Raw genomic sequence first — 16,826 nt, 5'->3', positions numbered from 1 at the left:
AAGCGGCTTTCAGTTTCATCCATATTTTCGTTATATTAGCCGGAGAATTCGCCTTAGTTCAACCTTTCATTTAATCCTCAACACAAACCTATTCTATTCCCTATGAAATACCTTGTTTTTATTTTTTGTATAGTACAGTGGGCCTGTGCACAACAGGGACCTTTAAAATTCCGTCGTCAGCAAATAGCCGCCGAGTCTTTTGAGACAGCAGGCGTATTTGATGTGGACAAAGACGGAAATCCGGATATTGTTTCAGGTGCTTATTGGTACAAAGGCCCCGGCTTTGTTGACCGTGTATATATTGGCGAAGTAAAGCGACATGGCGAATACTGGGACGATTTTTCGACCCTGCCTATGGATGTAAACGATGATGGAAAAATAGACTTCATTACCGGAGGATGGTGGGGGAACAATGTGCGGTGGTATGAAAACCCTGGAAATAATAATACCTGGAAAGAGCATATCGTAGGTGAAGGGATAAAAAATGTAGAGGGCATAAGGCTATTTGATGTAGACGGCGATGGAGAAGATGAAATAATACCTAATAATTTAGGGCATCCATTGATTTATTATAAGGCTAAAAAGGACGATTCGGGTAAAAAAACGGGTGAATTTGATAAAATTCAGGTATTTGAGAAGCATGGGCATGGATTGGGGTTCGGAGATGTGAATGGTGACGGACGAGGCGATTTTGTGATTTCAAACGGTTGGTTAGAGGCACCTACTGACAGACGAAACGGTAAATGGATTTTGCACGAAGAGTTTAAATTAGGTGATACTGGATTGCCTGTAATTGTAGCCGATGTAAACAAAGACGGCAAAAGTGATTTAATTGTAGGTCAAGGACATGGCTATGGACTTGACTGGTACGAACAACAAGCTAATGGTGTATGGAAAAAGCACCCGATTGACCCTTACAATTCTCAGTTTCATGAGTTAAAATGGGTAGATTTAGACGGAGACCAACAACCGGAACTGATAACCGGAAAAAGGTACCGTGCGCATGATAGTAAAGACCCCGGCGCACATGATGCCATCGGGCTATATTATTACCAATGGAACGGAGAATCATTTACCAAACAGGTAATTGCCTATGGTTTATTGGGTATTGGTAAAGGAACGGGTAATTATTTCTCAATAGCAGATGTAGATAAATCAGGTACACCTGATATAATTGTAGGAGGTAAAGACGGACTGGCGGTATTTTTTAACGAAGGAAGGGTTAAGCATTAGTACTTAACCCTCCTTACTGAATGTAATACTGAATCATGGCTCAAAGATTAGTCTTTCGTCTTTTTCTATCACCGGAATCTCTTTTACAAAATCATCGTATCCAGCTTCATTTTCATGGGTGCTGTATGCGCCATAGGCATCTATGGTATAGCCGATATGACCATCGTTGGATTCGATGATATAAAGAATAGATGATTCAGAAGGACTTGATTCTCCCTCAAAACGATAAGTTTTGATGATTTTCAGGTCTTCTGGTTCATAAAACTCTTCTGTGTCAGCAATATGAAATCCCCTGTCTGTCCAACGGAATTCTTTATCGATTCCTTTTTTTCTTAGTTTTTCTAATATGGTTACCATAGTAGTCATATCAGTACTTTTGTCGGAGTATTCTTTTTTCGGTGTTTCCATAGCTATAAAATTTAATACTTAATATTATACAATTATTATTCCCTATACGGACGATGAAAAAATACTGTTTAGAGTCCTGAAATTGGGCTATAAAATACACATTGGCTATGGAAGTGTAGAAAATTTTGCCAAAGCGAACCAATTGGTTTTCAGAAGTGTATTTTATTCAAGCAGGTATCTGCCTATCTACATTTTGATTGCACAAACTCATGCGTCTTACCTATCTGAAACTGATTGTTACCGTATTTTTCTGGGGTTCTAATTTTGCAGCCGGAAAAATAGCTGTACAGTCGTTCGGGCCATACGTTACCGCATTTCTCCGATTCAGTATAGGGGCTACTTTATTGATGCTTATGCTCTATAAGCAGGAAAGAAAGCTACCCATAATTAGCGTCGAACAATTGAAATGGGCAGCTATATCAGGCATTTTAGGGGTTGTTTTATATAATCTCAGTTTTTTCATTGGCATTCAGTATATGCCTACAGTCAGGGCTTCTCTGATAGTAGCTTTTTCACCGATTACTATTACTTTAGGAAGTGCCATTTTCTTTGGCGAGAAAGTTACCCTGCTCAAGTGGTTAGGTATTCTTATCTCTATTGCAGGAGCCATGCTGGTAATTGTACGGGGAGATTTCAGTAATCTATTAGCACAAAGTACCTGGGGTATAGGTGAGGGGTTTATTTTGGGAGCGGTTATCTCATGGACGGCTTATACCCTAACGGCTAAACTGGCTTTGAAAGCCATGCCCGCCCTTACACTAAGTGCTTTTTCGGCGTTTATTGGGTGCTTACTATTATTTATTCCTGCCTGGCAGCATCAGCTATTTGAACGTATGGCTACTGCTCCCTGGCAGGCGTATGTGTCAGTAATATATATGGGTGCAGCGGCTACTGCTTTAGGCTTTATCTGGTATTATGATGCCGTCCGGCTGATAGGTGTTACCAAATCGGCTATTATCGGGAATCTTACACCTGTATTTGCGGTACTGATTGCCGTAAGTTTTTTAGGAGAAAAACTCACAGTACCTACTATTATTGGTGGAATACTGGTACTTTTGGGTATATTGCTTACAAGTCGAAAATAAGTATGTGATATTTTGTCGGATTTATTAATATCCCCCATACTGGGTGAGATAGCAGTAAAAACTTAAGCAATAAATTAGCGTTTTAATTTCTCTAAACTAAATTTTTGAAACCTCTCAGTTTTTGTCGCTGTAAAATTTTTAATAGGCTCATCTCTCTGACAACCCTGCCAGAACAGACTTTTTTTCTTATTTTAGCAACAAATACGCAAACAACCTTCATTTATCAGACTATGTTCAGAAAACTCTTATGCCTTTATGCTATTCTATTGGCTATAGGTGCTAATGCTCAACCCGGTCGCTCTTCTAAATGGGCAAAAGATGGCAATGGGTACTATTCTGCCGAGCAACAACAGATTGTAAAATTCGACCTTATTACGCAACAAGCCCATGTAATGGTAAGTAAAGATGTATTAACTCCTAAAGGAAGCACAAAACCATTGGAAGTGAAAGATTTCAGTTTTACCGATGACCAAAAAAAACTATTAATTTTTACCAATACCAAACGAGTATGGCGCTACGAAACCAAAGGCGATTACTGGATATTGGATTTAACCACTAAAGAACTGAAGAAGTTAGGTGCTTCGTTGCCTGAATCTTCGCTGATGTTTGCCAAGATTTCACCTGATGGCAAAAAAGCGGCTTATGTAAGTAAAAACAATGTATATGTAGAAGACCTGACTACAGGGAAACCGAAAGTGCTGACTTCGACTAATGGAACAAAAAAACTCATCAATGGTACTTTTGACTGGGTTTATGAAGAAGAGTTTGGTTGTAGAGACGGTTTCCGTTGGAGTCCTGATAGCAAAACGATAGCCTATTGGCAGATAGATGCCAATACTATCCGTGATTTTTATATGATTAATAATACCGATTCTACTTACTCATTTGTAGTGCCTGTAGAGTATCCGAAGGTTGGAGAAGCACCATCAGCCTGTAAGGTAGGGGTAGTAGATGTAGCTACAGCTAAAACTATCTGGATGAAAGTGCCTGGCGATAGCCGTCAGAATTATATTCCTCGGATGGAGTGGGCAGGAAATTCAAATGAACTGATTCTGCAACAACTGAACCGTAAGCAGAACCAGAGTAAGTTGATGTATGCAAATGCTAAAACCGGAGCCGTAAATACCATATATGAAGAAACAGATGAAGCATGGATAGACATCCGTTCACGCTGGACAGACGATAACCCGGCCGGATGGGAGTGGTTGAGTGGAGGTAAAGAATTTGTATGGGTAAGCGAAAAAGATGGTTGGCGACACCTGTTCCGGGTATCAAGAGACGGAAAAAGCGAAACATTAATAACTAAAGGGAATTATGACGTAATAACTCCTGAGCAGATAGATGAATCAACAGGCTATGTGTATTTTACGGCATCGCCTACCAATGCTACACAAAAGTACTTGTACCGGACTAAATTAGACGGGACAGGTGAAGCTGAAAGGGTTTCTCCTGCCATTGAAGAAGGAACTCACGATTACCAGATTTCACCAAATGGCAAGTTTGCCTATCATAGTTTTTCTAATTACTATACCATTCCGGCTACTGAATGGGTTTCATTGCCTAATCATCAGCCATTGAATGAAAAAGATGATATAAGTAAGAAAATAGATCCTGCGAAAAAGAAAAATTCGAATGTAGAATTTTTTAAAGTAACTACCGAAGATGGGGTTGAAATGGATGGCTGGATAGCCAGACCTAAAAGCTTTGACCCTTCTAAAAAATACCCGATTGTATTTTATGTCTATAGCGAGCCAGCCTCTCAAACAGTTATAGACCGTTATGGGGTAGGCAGAAACGGCCTTTATATAGGTAATATGGCAGAAGATGGCTATATCTATGTGTCGTTGGATAACCGTGGAACACCCGCACCGAAAGGAAGAGCCTGGAGAAAATCTATTTATCGTAAAATTGGACTGATTAATACCCATGACCAAGCAATGGCCGCTAAAAAAATATTACAATGGCCTTACGTAGATAATGAACGCGTAGCAGTACACGGTTGGAGTGGTGGAGGTTCTTGTACACTCAATCTGATGTTCCAGTTTCCTGAGATATACAAAACAGGTATCTCGGTGGCGGCAGTAGCTAATCAATTAGAATACGACAATATTTATCAGGAACGTTATATGGGCTTGCCACAAGAGAATAAAGAAGATTTTCTGAAAGGCTCACCAATTACTTATGCCAAGAATCTTAAAGGCAATCTATTATACATTCATGGTACAGGCGATGATAATGTGCATTACCAGAATGCAGAACTATTATTGAATGAATTGATTAAACACAATCGTCAGTTCCAATATATGCCTTACCCGAACCGTTCGCATGGCATTTATGAGGGAGAAGGAACAAGAGCTCACCTGAATACTTTGTTTACCAATTACCTGAAAAAACATTGTCCTCCGGGAGCAAAGTAAAAAATAAGGTTATGAAGTTATTTAGGATTTTAATTTCAGTTTAAAAATATGGTGTTTTGTGCGAGCCAAATCAAATAATGAGGACATAGCATCGCTATGGTCGAAATTATTTGATGAAGGCGTAGCTAAAACAACATATTTTTAGACGAAAGGAATAATCCTAAACAACTTCTCTTCTAAACAAATCCCTTTGAGAGCCTCAAGGGGATTATTGTTAATACCTATATTTAGTTCCCTGTAAATCAACTATCAATAGTTCTTTTCCATTAGGTTTTTTGAGTATGATTTTATCACGCTCTGACGGATTTACCCGCTGGATAATCTGTGAGTCTTTGGGTAGATAGAAGTTTGTTAATTGTGCATCAACTACCGAATATTGTGGAGCATATTGTCCGCCTGGCATAGGGTCTTTGTATGAACAATAAATAACGGTATCTCCTTTGGCATACAGGCTTTGAATTTTTTTGGCAGCTAATGTATAAGGATTCTTCTGGCGAGGCTCTGCGAAACTCATAAAATAGCGCGGAGGATTATCGTGCCAGATATTTTGGATAATACCACCGATTAAATAAAACTGCACCCCTAAAAGTAAGAAAAGAAGATACCTGACATTGGATTGCATCTGCCATATTTCCCTGATTAAGAGAGTTATAAGAATAATGCCAAAAGCATAAGAATAACCTACATACCGGGGAATAATTCTGAACGTGTTGCCATCTTGTAGTGAGAAAAGAATTAAAAAAACAAAAGGCAGAACGACTAATAAGACAAGAAAAACAATAAGTGAGCTATCAGGTCTTTTAAAGTTCTTTACCATATAATTCAGCAGGATTCCAATCAGGACTATATTTAATGAAAGAACCAGAAACGGGAGTTTTGCTGTAGAATACAATAGGAAAGAAATAACTACCAGAGCGATTGCCGTAATTACTTTCAGTTTATCTGATGGAAGCCATTTGAAACAGAGAAATCCTATAATCGGACAAACAATGGCTAATAATGTATTTTTTAAGCCTGATAAATGCAAGTAAAGCCCTTCGGTACTGATAAAAGCCGATGAAACTACATGACGTAGCTGTTTAAAAATATGGGGTAAAGTAGCTACTGATAAATATTCATCAGGAGAGGTTTGCGCCAGTGAGTTATAGACTTTTACACTATTCTGCACGTAATCGAATAACCATTGTCCTCCCTCTGATTTTAACCAGGCAATCACCCCGGCTACCGGAATCAACATGGCCAGTCCAAGACCAATCCATACCTTCAATTGTCTTACATAGAGTAATACATATAAGCCATGAATCAGAAAAAGCGGGAATGCAGAAATATGGCATAGTTCACAGGCCAATGCTATAAGTCCATAAAGAAGGTAATAAATGGTGGTTTTTTGCTTGCTTTTCTCTTTTTCAATAATAAGCAGAAACAAGTGAGTAGCTAATAGTGAAAAGAAAAACAGCATGGCATAATTGCGTGCTATCTGCGAATAATTGATATAAAAAGGAGAAATAGCAGATAGAAATGCTGCCAGAAGCGCTAATTTTTCGGATTTAAAATGAGTTTTGACAAAGACAAAAATCAGAAAAATAGTTAGTAGATTAAATAAAAGAGAGGGGATTCTGAGATTGGCATCGCCAAGGCCAAAAAGCTTTGACCAGTAGTGGAGCGTGTACGTGTATAAAGAGCCGTTTCCGGTATCTACACGGGCAATAGAATCGAAAAAATCATGAATCGTTTTTTCTGACCAGAATTCCTGTGGTGTAAAATAAGGACTATCGGGTTTTCTGACAGAATTTCTCTGATTATTCCCTTCATAACTCACAAACTGGCTTACAAAGAGTGAGTATTTTTCATCTCCGGCAAGGCCGTGTTCACCTATATTATGAACACGTAAAAAAAAAGCAAGCACCAAAATACCTGCTAATAAACCATAAGTAGAAAGTTTAGGAAGACTTGCCATAAAATTTTAGCCGAATCACAGACTGGCCTCACAACTATTTTTTAAGTCCTGAATGGTTTGTGTTGGATTCTCTGAATTAAATACAAAACTACCTGCTACCAGAGCATCGGCGCCTGCTTCTACAAGCGCACGGGCATTGTCGGTAGTTACACCGCCATCTATCTCAATCAGGATAGTCAGCCCTTTGTCCTGTATCATTTTCCGTAGTTTTTTTACTTTCTCAAAGGTATATTCAATAAACTTCTGTCCTCCGAATCCCGGATTTACAGACATGATTAACACTAAGTCAATGTCATGTAAAATATCTTCTAAAACATTTACAGGTGTATGTGGGTTAAGCGCTACGCCTGCTTTACAACCTGAATCTTTTATTTGTTGTATAGTACGGTGTAAGTGTGGACAGGCTTCGTAATGTATGGTAATGATTTCGGCACCTAATCTCCTGAATGTTTCTATATATCTTTCAGGTTGAACAATCATCAGATGCACATCTAATGGCTTTTGGGTATGTCGTTGAATAGCTTGCAGTACAGGCATACCAAAAGAAATATTTGGTACAAAAACACCATCCATAATATCAATATGAAACCAGTCTGCTGCTGAATTATTGAGCATTTCAGCGTCTCTCTGTAAATTAGCAAAATCGGCCGCCAGCACTGATGGCGCTATAATCGTATTTTTCATGTCGCAAAGGTAGGGTATTTTCGTCAAAAAATGCCTTTGTCTGAAAAGACTATTTGACAGACCTGTACAACATTTCATCTGACTTTACTGTTTTTTATGAGAATACGTATCATTTTTTTTTAATTTAGACGCCGAAAAATCCTTAATTTTGCCAAAAAATACTTCATCTCATGGAACAAGCATTGCTTGACGAAATACCGTCATTAGATTTAGCAGACTTTACATCGGGCAACCCCGAACGTAAGGCTAAATTTGTACAGGAAATAGGTAAAGCCTTTAATAATATCGGTTTTGTGGCCATTAAGAATCATGGACTTTCAGAAGAGCTGAGGGGAAAACTCTACGAAGCCGTACAGAAGTTTTTCTATCAGCCTGATGAAATGAAAAAGAAATATGAGTTTCCTGAACTGGCCGGACAAAGAGGATATGTAGGAAAAGGCAAAGAAACTGCTAAAGGGCACAGCCGACCCGATTTAAAAGAATTTTATCATGTAGGGCAACCAGAAGCAGAAGAAGGAATGTATAAAAATGTATTTCCGGCAGAAGTGCCAGAGTTTGAGAAATATACAACTGAGGTTTACAGAACTTTTGAGAATACCGGGAAAACTCTTCTAAGAGCTATTGCGCTCTATCTGGGTTTGCCTGAAGATTATTTTGAAGACAAAGTAAAAGGTGGAGACAGTATTTTAAGAGCTTTGCATTATTTCCCGATTGAAAACCCTGATGCTTTGCCGGAAGGTGCTGTGCGTGCAGCCGCTCATGGAGACATTAACCTCATTACCTTGTTAATGGGTGCATCAGCCGAAGGTCTGGAGGTATTACGTTTAGACGGTAAGTGGATTCCGGTAACGGCATTGCCTGACCAGATTATCATTAATGTAGGAGATATGCTCGACCGCCTGACCAACCATAAATTAAAGTCAACAATTCATCAGGTTGTGAATCCTCCTCGTGAAAAAATGAAATCTTCTCGTTTTTCTATTCCATTTTTCATGCACGCTCGTCCGGAAACTGATTTAACTTGTCTGGATAGTTGTATAGACGAAAATAACCCGAGACGTTATGAAAATATGACAGCCGGAGAGTTTCTTGATGAAAGATTGAGAGAGTTGGGCTTGAAAAAATAGCTGTTCGTAGTCGAAAAATTGCGTATAGCACAGAAATTATAGTTTTTCTGTGCTATATTGAGTTTCTTTACTGAACGAAAAAAAATCGTGTAGATTTGATGCGAAAAACCCGCCAGATTAGATACTTCATTTTTTTGAAAGATGTCATGATTCTTGCGCTGACCTGCTTTGGTGGCCCGCAAGTACACTTGACGATGTTTCTGGAGAGGTTTGTAAAGAAAAGAAATTATCTGACAGAGGCCGAATTATTAGAACTGCAATCACTCTGCCAGATTTTACCCGGCCCCACTTCTACCCAAACTATTACTGCTTTAGGATTTCGCTTAGGCGGAGCCAATCTGGCTTATCTGACGCTTCTTATCTGGATTTTGCCGGGTGCTATACTCATGACGCTGGCAGCTTTGGGTATTACCTATATTGAGAAGGGTCAGTTGGCAAATCTTACCCGGTTTATCAAGCCTATGGGAGTAGCATTTATCATGTTTGCTGCGTTTTCAATTGGTATGAAAGTGATTAAAACGCAGGTAAGCGTTTTATTGATGATATTGGCTGCCATTGCCGGATTTTTTTTTCCTTCTCCCTACATTACACCCATCTGGATTTTATTAGGCGGTTTAGCTACGGCTTTAAAGTTTGGTGAGCAGGAAAAAATGCAGAAAGAACCAATCAGAATAGAGTGGGGGAATTTCTTTTTATGGTTAGGCGTATTGTTATTTTCGGCAGGATTGGGGGCAATTACGCACTCTTTGCCTATCCGTTTATTTGAAAACTTTTATCGGAACGGAAGTCTGACCTTTGGTGGAGGGCATATTCTGAAACCATTGCTCTATAATGAGTTTGTGAAATTTAAACATTATTTGTCGGCAGATGAATTTTTGTCGGGTCTGGCTATTGTAGAAGTAGCACCCGGGCCTGTTTTCTCTATTTCCTCGTTTGTAGGTACTTTATCTATGCGAGACTGGGGCATCAGTGGTGAGTTATTAGGGAGTCTGGTAGCTACAGTAGGTATTTTTCTGCCCGGTACTTTTCTGATATTCTTTGTTATCCGTTTCTGGGACCAACTGAAAAAATACCGGGGCATCAGAGCCTCTCTTGAAGGTATAAATGCCGCCAGTACTGGTCTTACAGCGGCGGCGGCATTCTCTCTTTTTCAACCTATGTATGTGGATTTAGTATCGGTTATGACTATTGTCCTGACCTTCATTCTTTTACAAACACGTCTGGTGCCTGTCTATTTAATTATTGTTGGTGGTTTATTAATGGGCTGGGCAAGTGCCTGATAGTGGTTGTGAAAGCCCATATATTTTTTGTGTGGATTTATTTAATAGCAAATCGTGCTGTTACTGCTACATCATCAAGCCAAAGGCCTTGATAACCAATCAGATTTATAGCGGGCTTCCAGTCTACACTCAGATTAAGAGGTATTTCTTTAAATGTATATTCTAAGCCTAATATCCCGTCTGCACCAAGTACTGTATAAGGGCCAGGGCCATCAAACCAAGGGTTTCCATATCTTGGCCCGTCTCTCCATACGCCTATATGCCCACCTATACCATAATACCAGCGCCACCCGGCTGTTTTAAACGCAGGGGCATGAATCTCATATAAACCTGTAATATTTATACCTCGCCAACGAGTGTAAACAATCCCCTCTACCGATTTTTTCTGAGTCATATTGTATTTTATACTCAACCCATATCCATAATTCAATCTGACACCCACACCCGCTTTATAGGCATGTTGAGCAGATACAGCTAAACACCAGAAACTCATAAAAACCGTCAATAAAAAAACTTTACGCATTATACTTAGTAGTTGTTTAGAAAACATTATTTAAAGAACGTTGTCGTATATAAACGTTAAAATCCTGTTCCAATATTTTTTCTCTAAATATCTTCTACCCGAACGTTCTGTTTTGTAGAAATTTTGTTGAATGATGAGGAATAAAATCTACATTTTCGTTAAACAGACTGTGCCATTGATAATGGTATAAAGTTTTTGTTTGAGGTCTTAGTTAACCTTGTCAGGAACCTAAAATATAATACCTATACGTATGAAACAACCTTGTACCTTTCAGTTTATTTTTTCACAAATTCCTAATTTTTATGAAAGTTTCAAGAATGTTTTTTAGTGCAATGCTTATTGGAGCATTAGGTTTTTTTCAAATGTCTTGCGAAGACTCAACCAATGACCCGGATCCTAACACATCTAATGGTACCTTGAAGGTTAGTATTACTGATTCTCCCATTGACTCGCCTGAAGTAAAAGGTGCTTTTGTAACGGTAACAGAAATAAAAGTAGATGGCAAAACATTTGAAGGGTTTAAAGGTCCTAAGACGGTAAATCTTTTGGAACTACAGAATGGTAACTCATTGAGTTTAGGTGAGGGCAATTTTAATACTGGTACTTTTAATAAGCTGACGCTGGTATTAGATTATGAAAAAGACCAGTCTGGTACAGCACCAGGGTGTTATATACAAAAGACCGATAACACCAAACAGAAATTACAGTTAACAGGTAGTACACAAAATGCAATAGAACTGACTACTAAAGAATTTATCGTAAAAGAAGGGACGGCTACAGATGTAATACTCGACTTTGATTTGAGAAAAGCTGTTAAAAGTGAAACATCGGGTAGTCAGACCACTTATTCTTTTGTGAGTTATAACGAATTACAGTCATCTATCCGGTTAGTAGAGCGCACTTCAGCAGGTAGTATTACAGGTAAAATAGATAATTATAATGCCACTACTATGGGAAATGTAGTAGTATATGTATATAAAAAAGGTACTTTTAATCAGGCCACCGAAACACAAGGACAAGGCGAAAATAAGATTCAGTTTAAAAATGCAATTACAAGTGCCAAAGTTGACGCCAACGGAAATTTCAAAGCGGCATTTCTGGAACAGGGTGATTATGAGGTGCATTGTGCCTCTTTTAACAAACCAACTGGAGGTATATTTGGATTAATTGCTTTATTAAATCTTACAAGTAAAAATAGTATTGATTTAAGCAGTATTGCAGTAAAATCAAATGCTGATGTAAGCTTGTCTATTTCAGCAAGTCTATCCATAGGTTTGTAAGTACAAGAAATTAATTGATAGCCATGAAAAAGAAAATGTGTTGCATCTGTTCGGAATAGAAACACATTTAATTACGAAGTAGAATTGTTTTAAATCACACATCAGGCCGCTTTTAGCGGCCTTTCGTGATTGTATAGGATTAGAGTCAGGCATCAATAATATGTTCAAATAGATTTACTGAATAAATCAGTAGATTTACGCTATAATTGTGTACTTATTTAAAAAATAAGTATGATGCAGGAAAAAGAATCATGTTATTATTCATGTAATTATACATAGAAAATGCCTCAAATTTATCAGCTTAAAATAACACTTTTTGAAAAGCATATTCAGCCTCCAATCTGGCGTACGATAACTATTAATAGTGAACAAACCTTGTTTGACCTCCATTATGTTATTCAAGGAGCAATGGGTTGGGAATGTGCACACCTATATGCCTACTATCATGTTAATTCATCAAAAAAGCCTGATAGAAAAAGAGCCGGGTATGCTGATTTAGCACTGGTAGGCGATGAATCAGACTTTGAAGATGGTAGCTCCTATAAAATCAGGGATATTTTTCAGACTATAGGAGATTCGATGCTTTATGAATATGATTTTGGAGATAGTTGGATTCATACGGTTTGTCTTGAAGAAATTTCATACACACTTCATAAAGTCAGTCCTTTCTGTATTGATGGTCAGCGAAACTGTCCACCTGAAGATTGCGGAAGCCTGCCGGGCTATTTGGAATTAGTTGAGGCTCTAAAAAAACCAAATAGTAAACAAGCAAAAGAATTCAAAGAGTGGCTTGGAGAAACTTATAACCCGGAAGAATTCAGTATTCAACAAGCAAATTACCGCATTCAGTTGTATATTAATTCATCTGAAACGAATATGTTCGATAAAACAGTTTTTGATGTTGATGATAACCTAAATATTAATGTGGCCGATTTTTTAAATTTATTGTTGCACGGCGATGAAATTTTTAACGAACCAATCAATTATTCAAGCGTTTCTGGTAAAGTTCTGGTTTTGAAAATTACAGTTCAGGGAGTAAAACCAGAAATTTCGAGAACAATTGAGGTCGCATCAAGTTTAAAATTCAGAGATTTAATGAAATTGATTCGTGCCTCTTTCGGTTGGATAGACGCAAATACCGACATGGGTTATTATTTCATAATTGGAGGACAAAAAATCGGAAAAACTTCTCTTTTCAATGGCTGGTATATGCCTACCTTGCAAAAAAAGATTCCCTCACAGCTTTTTGACGATTCAACAATAAAACTGAACCAGGTTTTTACCGAAAAGGGTGTAGCTATTAATAGTAAAATGCCTTTACATGCCTGGAAATTCAGGATTAAATGTGAATCAATCAAGAAGAAAGATAAAAATGCAAATTATCCTGTTTGTGTTGCCGCTAAAGGAAATTTAACATCAAAACCCTCTACTTTTGAAGAAATAGGAGATTATATTGACTTTATTAATAAGCCAAATGATATTCCATCAGATGCAGATTTAGAAAGCATAAATAGGCTTTTAACGGGTTTTAGAAAGAAGTAGTAGATTTTCTAATGTATGTGTCAGCTTCAAAAGCAAGAATAACTATCTGCGGTTACACAGAAAGCAATTTCTGTATCTGATTATTATTTACCAGATTAGGTGTTTTAGGGAAGAAAAGATGGAATTTAGCTCCTTTACCCAGTTCGCCTTCAGCAAATATAAAACCATTATGGTTGCCCATTACCCGCTTACAGATGGCTAAACCAATGCCGGTGCCTTCGTAATCTTGTCGGCCATGTAAACGTTGAAAAATAACAAAAATCTTTTCGGCATAATTACGTTCAAACCCAATGCCATTATCCTGAAAACAGATATGATAAAAGGTGCTTTCTTCTCTGATACCCTCAATAAAGAAAATATCTTTTCCTGACATTTCTTCAGAGGTTATTTCAATTACCGGAGCAACGCCGTTTTTCGAGAATTTGATGGAGTTACTCAGTAGATTATAAAAAAGTTGTTTAAGCTGAAATGAAAACCCTAAAATAACGGGTAGATTTTCTGTAAGAATACGGGCTTGTTTTTCATCAATTGATAACGAAATATCGCTTTCTACTTCTTCCAGAATAGCATTTAAATCAACCGTCTCAAAATCCTGATCCCGATGGTTAACCGTACGAGAAAAAGTCAACAAATCATCAATCAATAGTTGCATACGCTCTGCAGATTTCTCTATTTTATCCAGGGATTCCTGTCCGTCCTGATTAAGTGCCTGATAGTGTTTTTTTAATAATATGCCGCTGAAAGCCCTGATTTTTCTGAGCGGCTCTTTTAAATCATGAGAAGCTACATAGGCAAATTGCTCTAACTCTGAATTAGAACGTTGTAGTTTATCAAGGTTGTTTTCTAGTGCTTTCTGAAAATTAATGCGTTTACGGAGTTCGTATAGAAGAAAGCCAAATGAAGCCAGCAGGAGCAAAGCTGACGAGGCAGAAAGAGCAATAATATAAGCAGGCAGGTGCTTGTCGTTACTTATCTTTAAATTATACTTATTATTCAGAAACTGCTTCTCGGTTAATTGAAACAGGTTCATCGTGTTTCGTATCTCGTCCATTTTATTTTTATCCTCTTTCAGGTTTTCAGGACTGATAGGTTCTTTAGCTCTTGCTAATTTTACATTGGCATCTGTAATTTTAATTTTATCGGCAATCAGTTTTTTGAGATGCGTCAGCCTTGACGTTTGTGTCTGATTATGCTCTACCAAATCTTCAAGGTCATTAATAATTTTGCCTACTACCCGATAGGCATCATAATAAGGATTCAGAAATACATTGCGTTGTGTGAGTAGATAACCTCTCTGCCCGGCTTCCATATCTTTCATTTTAGAGATTAACTCTTCTCCCTTCATCATTACCTGATAGTTACGCTCAATATCTTCCATATATGCCAGGGTCTGATGCACTTTTACATAAGAGATAATAGTAAGTATCAGCAGGAGGATAATACAGGAAATAAACGAAAGCGTTACATATCTGAACGGTTTACGCATAGATTATAATAGGTTTATGTAGCAATGTAACGTTGGTTCTTAGTCTTAGAAACGAAAAACAAGCAGTTTTAGTAAGCCAAAGTTAAAAAAACTCTTCCTGATTTTTAGCGGAATCTTTACAAAATTTAATCCGATAGTGTCCTTTGTCTCATGAAAAATAAGGCTTATGAGGAATGTTTTCCCCATAATACTTAGTGAATATAGTTAAAAATCAGGGAAATAGTGCATGGTATAATTGTTTTCGGGATTATACTGAAATTTTAAGAAAGATTTATACACAAACGCACATACTATTATGGCAGAATTAACAGATTCACGAAAAAGAGCTTTTACCGGAGTACTGGTAGGAGCGTTGGCAGTAGCCACTGCTTTTGGCGTATATCAGGCCTATCGTTCAAGCGAAATATCCGACGAACGCGACAGATTTACAGTACAGTCAGATTCTTTAATGACAGTAAAGAAAAATCTGGAGGAGGAGATTAATGGATTGACAAAAGATCTGAACGACGAGCGTGATGAGAATGCAGAATTAGTAAATAAAACTGAATATATCAATGGATTGCTCTCGGAAAAAGAAAAAGTAGTGGCGAGATTGAATAGAGAAACAGCCAACTTAAGAAAACAGGGTAAATCAAAAGATGAACAATTGACAATTCTTAATAATCAGATTATTGCTTTGAACGATGTAAAAGCATTGATGGAGCGAAACCTGACAGATTTGCAGGCAAATAATGCTACTTTGGTTTCTGAAAATACAGAATGGAAAGCCAAGTATGATGAATTAAGAACACAAAGCGATGAGTTGAATACACGGATTGCTTCATTAAACAAGAAAGTAGATGATATTATATACGATTCACCGGCAGATAATTTTAAGGTAGAAGTACTTAAGCCAAATTCGAAAGTAACAGCTAAGGCGAAAAAAGCTCATTCACTAAAAGTTTCTTTTGTTGTACCTGAAATGGTAAAGACAAGTACCGAAAATATGCAGACATTGTATCTGACTATTCTGGACAATAAAAATGTCCCTGTTAAAGGTGCTGATAAAGAAGTTAGTATTATGAAAGGAGAGAAATTAATGCCGATTGCCGTTCATGCCACACAAACAGTAGATTTTGCAAAAAATCCACAAAACACAACTTTTATGTTTGATGTGAAAGAGAAATTGACACCTGGTACTTATAAAGCCTCAGTTTACTCAAATAATGATTATTTAGGAACTGTAGAGTTTAAGGTAAGAAATAGTTTCTTATTCTTCTAAGATTATCGCATTTATATAAAGGGGGTAGTTGGCAAGAAATATCCCCTTTTGTTTTGTTTAGTTTATTGAAGAAGTTGTGTGTATTGGGAGTATTTTCTAAACTGTGTCATGTAGGAGTAATTAGAGCGAGTTATAAATTCTGGTTTTTTCAACCAGAGTTTATAACTCGAAATCTTCATCAGCGATTCTATCAGCGAAAATAATACTGATTTCTGATAAAATCTCTTTCCAGCTAAAAACCTTCTTATTCCAGAGTTTATCCATGTTCATAATGGATAGAAAAGCCAATTTTAGCAAAGCATTATCAGAGGTAAATGCACCCTTAGTCTTGGTCAGTTTACGAATCTGCCTATGATATGCCTCAATGGTATTGGTTGTATATACAATTTTTCTAATGGCTGGGGAATATTGAAAAAAGACAGATAACCTTTCCCAATTATTAATCCAGGGCTCAACCGCCTTAGGGTACAATTTACGCCATTTCTCTTCAAGAACAAGCAAGTTCTCTTCACCAATAATACTATTGGGAGCTTGATAGACTGA

General features: G+C 37.6%; 14 protein-coding genes. 8 read left to right on the top strand and 6 right to left on the bottom strand.

What is annotated here, in order from left to right:
* Positions 1 to 102 precede the first annotated feature (102 nt).
* Entirely contained in the window at positions 103 to 1,233 is a 1,131-nt protein-coding gene (locus EWM59_RS04260) for an FG-GAP repeat domain-containing protein (protein WP_130019715.1), read from the top strand.
* A gap of 33 nt (positions 1,234 to 1,266) precedes the next feature.
* On the opposite strand, the gene EWM59_RS04255 is transcribed toward EWM59_RS04260, so the two are convergent.
* Positions 1,267 to 1,641: a hypothetical protein gene (locus tag EWM59_RS04255; protein WP_130019714.1), complete on the bottom strand. Its 375-nt coding sequence runs from the start codon at positions 1,639 to 1,641 to the stop codon at positions 1,267 to 1,269.
* A gap of 209 nt (positions 1,642 to 1,850) precedes the next feature.
* Between EWM59_RS04255 and EWM59_RS04250 the strand changes: the two genes are divergently transcribed.
* Together EWM59_RS04250 and EWM59_RS04245 are read left to right on the top strand one after the other, a co-directional pair.
* Entirely contained in the window at positions 1,851 to 2,726 is an 876-nt protein-coding gene (locus tag EWM59_RS04250; protein ID WP_130019713.1) for a DMT family transporter, read from the top strand.
* Positions 2,727 to 2,956: 230 nt separating this feature from the next.
* Complete coding sequence (locus tag EWM59_RS04245; protein WP_130019712.1) at positions 2,957 to 5,143, top strand: S9 family peptidase; 2,187 nt, start codon at positions 2,957 to 2,959, stop codon at positions 5,141 to 5,143.
* 214 nt (positions 5,144 to 5,357) lie between these two features.
* On the opposite strand, the gene EWM59_RS04240 is transcribed toward EWM59_RS04245, so the two are convergent.
* Positions 5,358 to 7,100, bottom strand: a complete 1,743-nt coding sequence (locus tag EWM59_RS04240) for a glycosyltransferase family 39 protein (protein WP_130019711.1) — start codon at positions 7,098 to 7,100, stop codon at positions 5,358 to 5,360.
* A gap of 15 nt (positions 7,101 to 7,115) precedes the next feature.
* A complete protein-coding gene (gene rpe / locus EWM59_RS04235; RefSeq protein ID WP_130019710.1) occupies positions 7,116 to 7,784 on the bottom strand; it encodes a ribulose-phosphate 3-epimerase in 669 nt (222 codons plus the stop codon).
* Positions 7,785 to 7,954: 170 nt separating this feature from the next.
* On the opposite strand from rpe, the gene EWM59_RS04230 reads away from it, so the two are divergent.
* Positions 7,955 to 8,911 carry an isopenicillin N synthase family dioxygenase gene (locus EWM59_RS04230; protein ID WP_130019709.1) on the top strand — a complete coding sequence of 319 codons (957 nt, stop codon included), beginning with the start codon at positions 7,955 to 7,957 and terminating at the stop codon, positions 8,909 to 8,911.
* Between the two features lie 98 nt (positions 8,912 to 9,009).
* On the top strand, positions 9,010 to 10,191 hold the full coding sequence (chrA, locus tag EWM59_RS04225; protein ID WP_130019708.1) for a chromate efflux transporter: 1,182 nt from the start codon (positions 9,010 to 9,012) through the stop codon (positions 10,189 to 10,191).
* A gap of 37 nt (positions 10,192 to 10,228) precedes the next feature.
* Here the strand turns inward: chrA and EWM59_RS04220 are convergent, their stop codons facing one another.
* Positions 10,229 to 10,714 carry a hypothetical protein gene (locus EWM59_RS04220; protein WP_130019707.1) on the bottom strand — a complete coding sequence of 162 codons (486 nt, stop codon included), beginning with the start codon at positions 10,712 to 10,714 and terminating at the stop codon, positions 10,229 to 10,231.
* 302 nt (positions 10,715 to 11,016) lie between these two features.
* Here EWM59_RS04220 and EWM59_RS04215 point away from each other — a divergent pair, with 302 nt between their 5' ends.
* Together EWM59_RS04215 and EWM59_RS04210 are read left to right on the top strand one after the other, a co-directional pair.
* Positions 11,017 to 11,994: a DUF4382 domain-containing protein gene (locus EWM59_RS04215; RefSeq protein WP_130019706.1), complete on the top strand. Its 978-nt coding sequence runs from the start codon at positions 11,017 to 11,019 to the stop codon at positions 11,992 to 11,994.
* 282 nt (positions 11,995 to 12,276) lie between these two features.
* A complete protein-coding gene (locus tag EWM59_RS04210) occupies positions 12,277 to 13,536 on the top strand; it encodes an IS1096 element passenger TnpR family protein (protein WP_130019705.1) in 1,260 nt (419 codons plus the stop codon).
* 52 nt (positions 13,537 to 13,588) lie between these two features.
* On the opposite strand, the gene EWM59_RS04205 is transcribed toward EWM59_RS04210, so the two are convergent.
* On the bottom strand, positions 13,589 to 15,022 hold the full coding sequence (locus EWM59_RS04205) for a sensor histidine kinase (protein WP_130019704.1): 1,434 nt from the start codon (positions 15,020 to 15,022) through the stop codon (positions 13,589 to 13,591).
* 295 nt (positions 15,023 to 15,317) lie between these two features.
* On the opposite strand from EWM59_RS04205, the gene EWM59_RS04200 reads away from it, so the two are divergent.
* Complete coding sequence (locus tag EWM59_RS04200; RefSeq protein WP_130019703.1) at positions 15,318 to 16,283, top strand: DUF8428 domain-containing protein; 966 nt, start codon at positions 15,318 to 15,320, stop codon at positions 16,281 to 16,283.
* A gap of 159 nt (positions 16,284 to 16,442) precedes the next feature.
* Here EWM59_RS04200 and EWM59_RS04195 read toward each other — a convergent pair.
* A partial coding sequence (locus EWM59_RS04195; protein WP_130019702.1) for a transposase occupies positions 16,443 to 16,826 on the bottom strand: 384 nt, incomplete at its 5' end.

It is taken from the genome of Emticicia agri (genome assembly GCF_004168285.1).
Taxonomy (GTDB): domain Bacteria; phylum Bacteroidota; class Bacteroidia; order Cytophagales; family Spirosomataceae; genus Emticicia; species Emticicia agri.
Note: the sequence above shows the minus strand (reverse complement) of the source record. Positions and strands in the feature narration are given on the sequence as shown.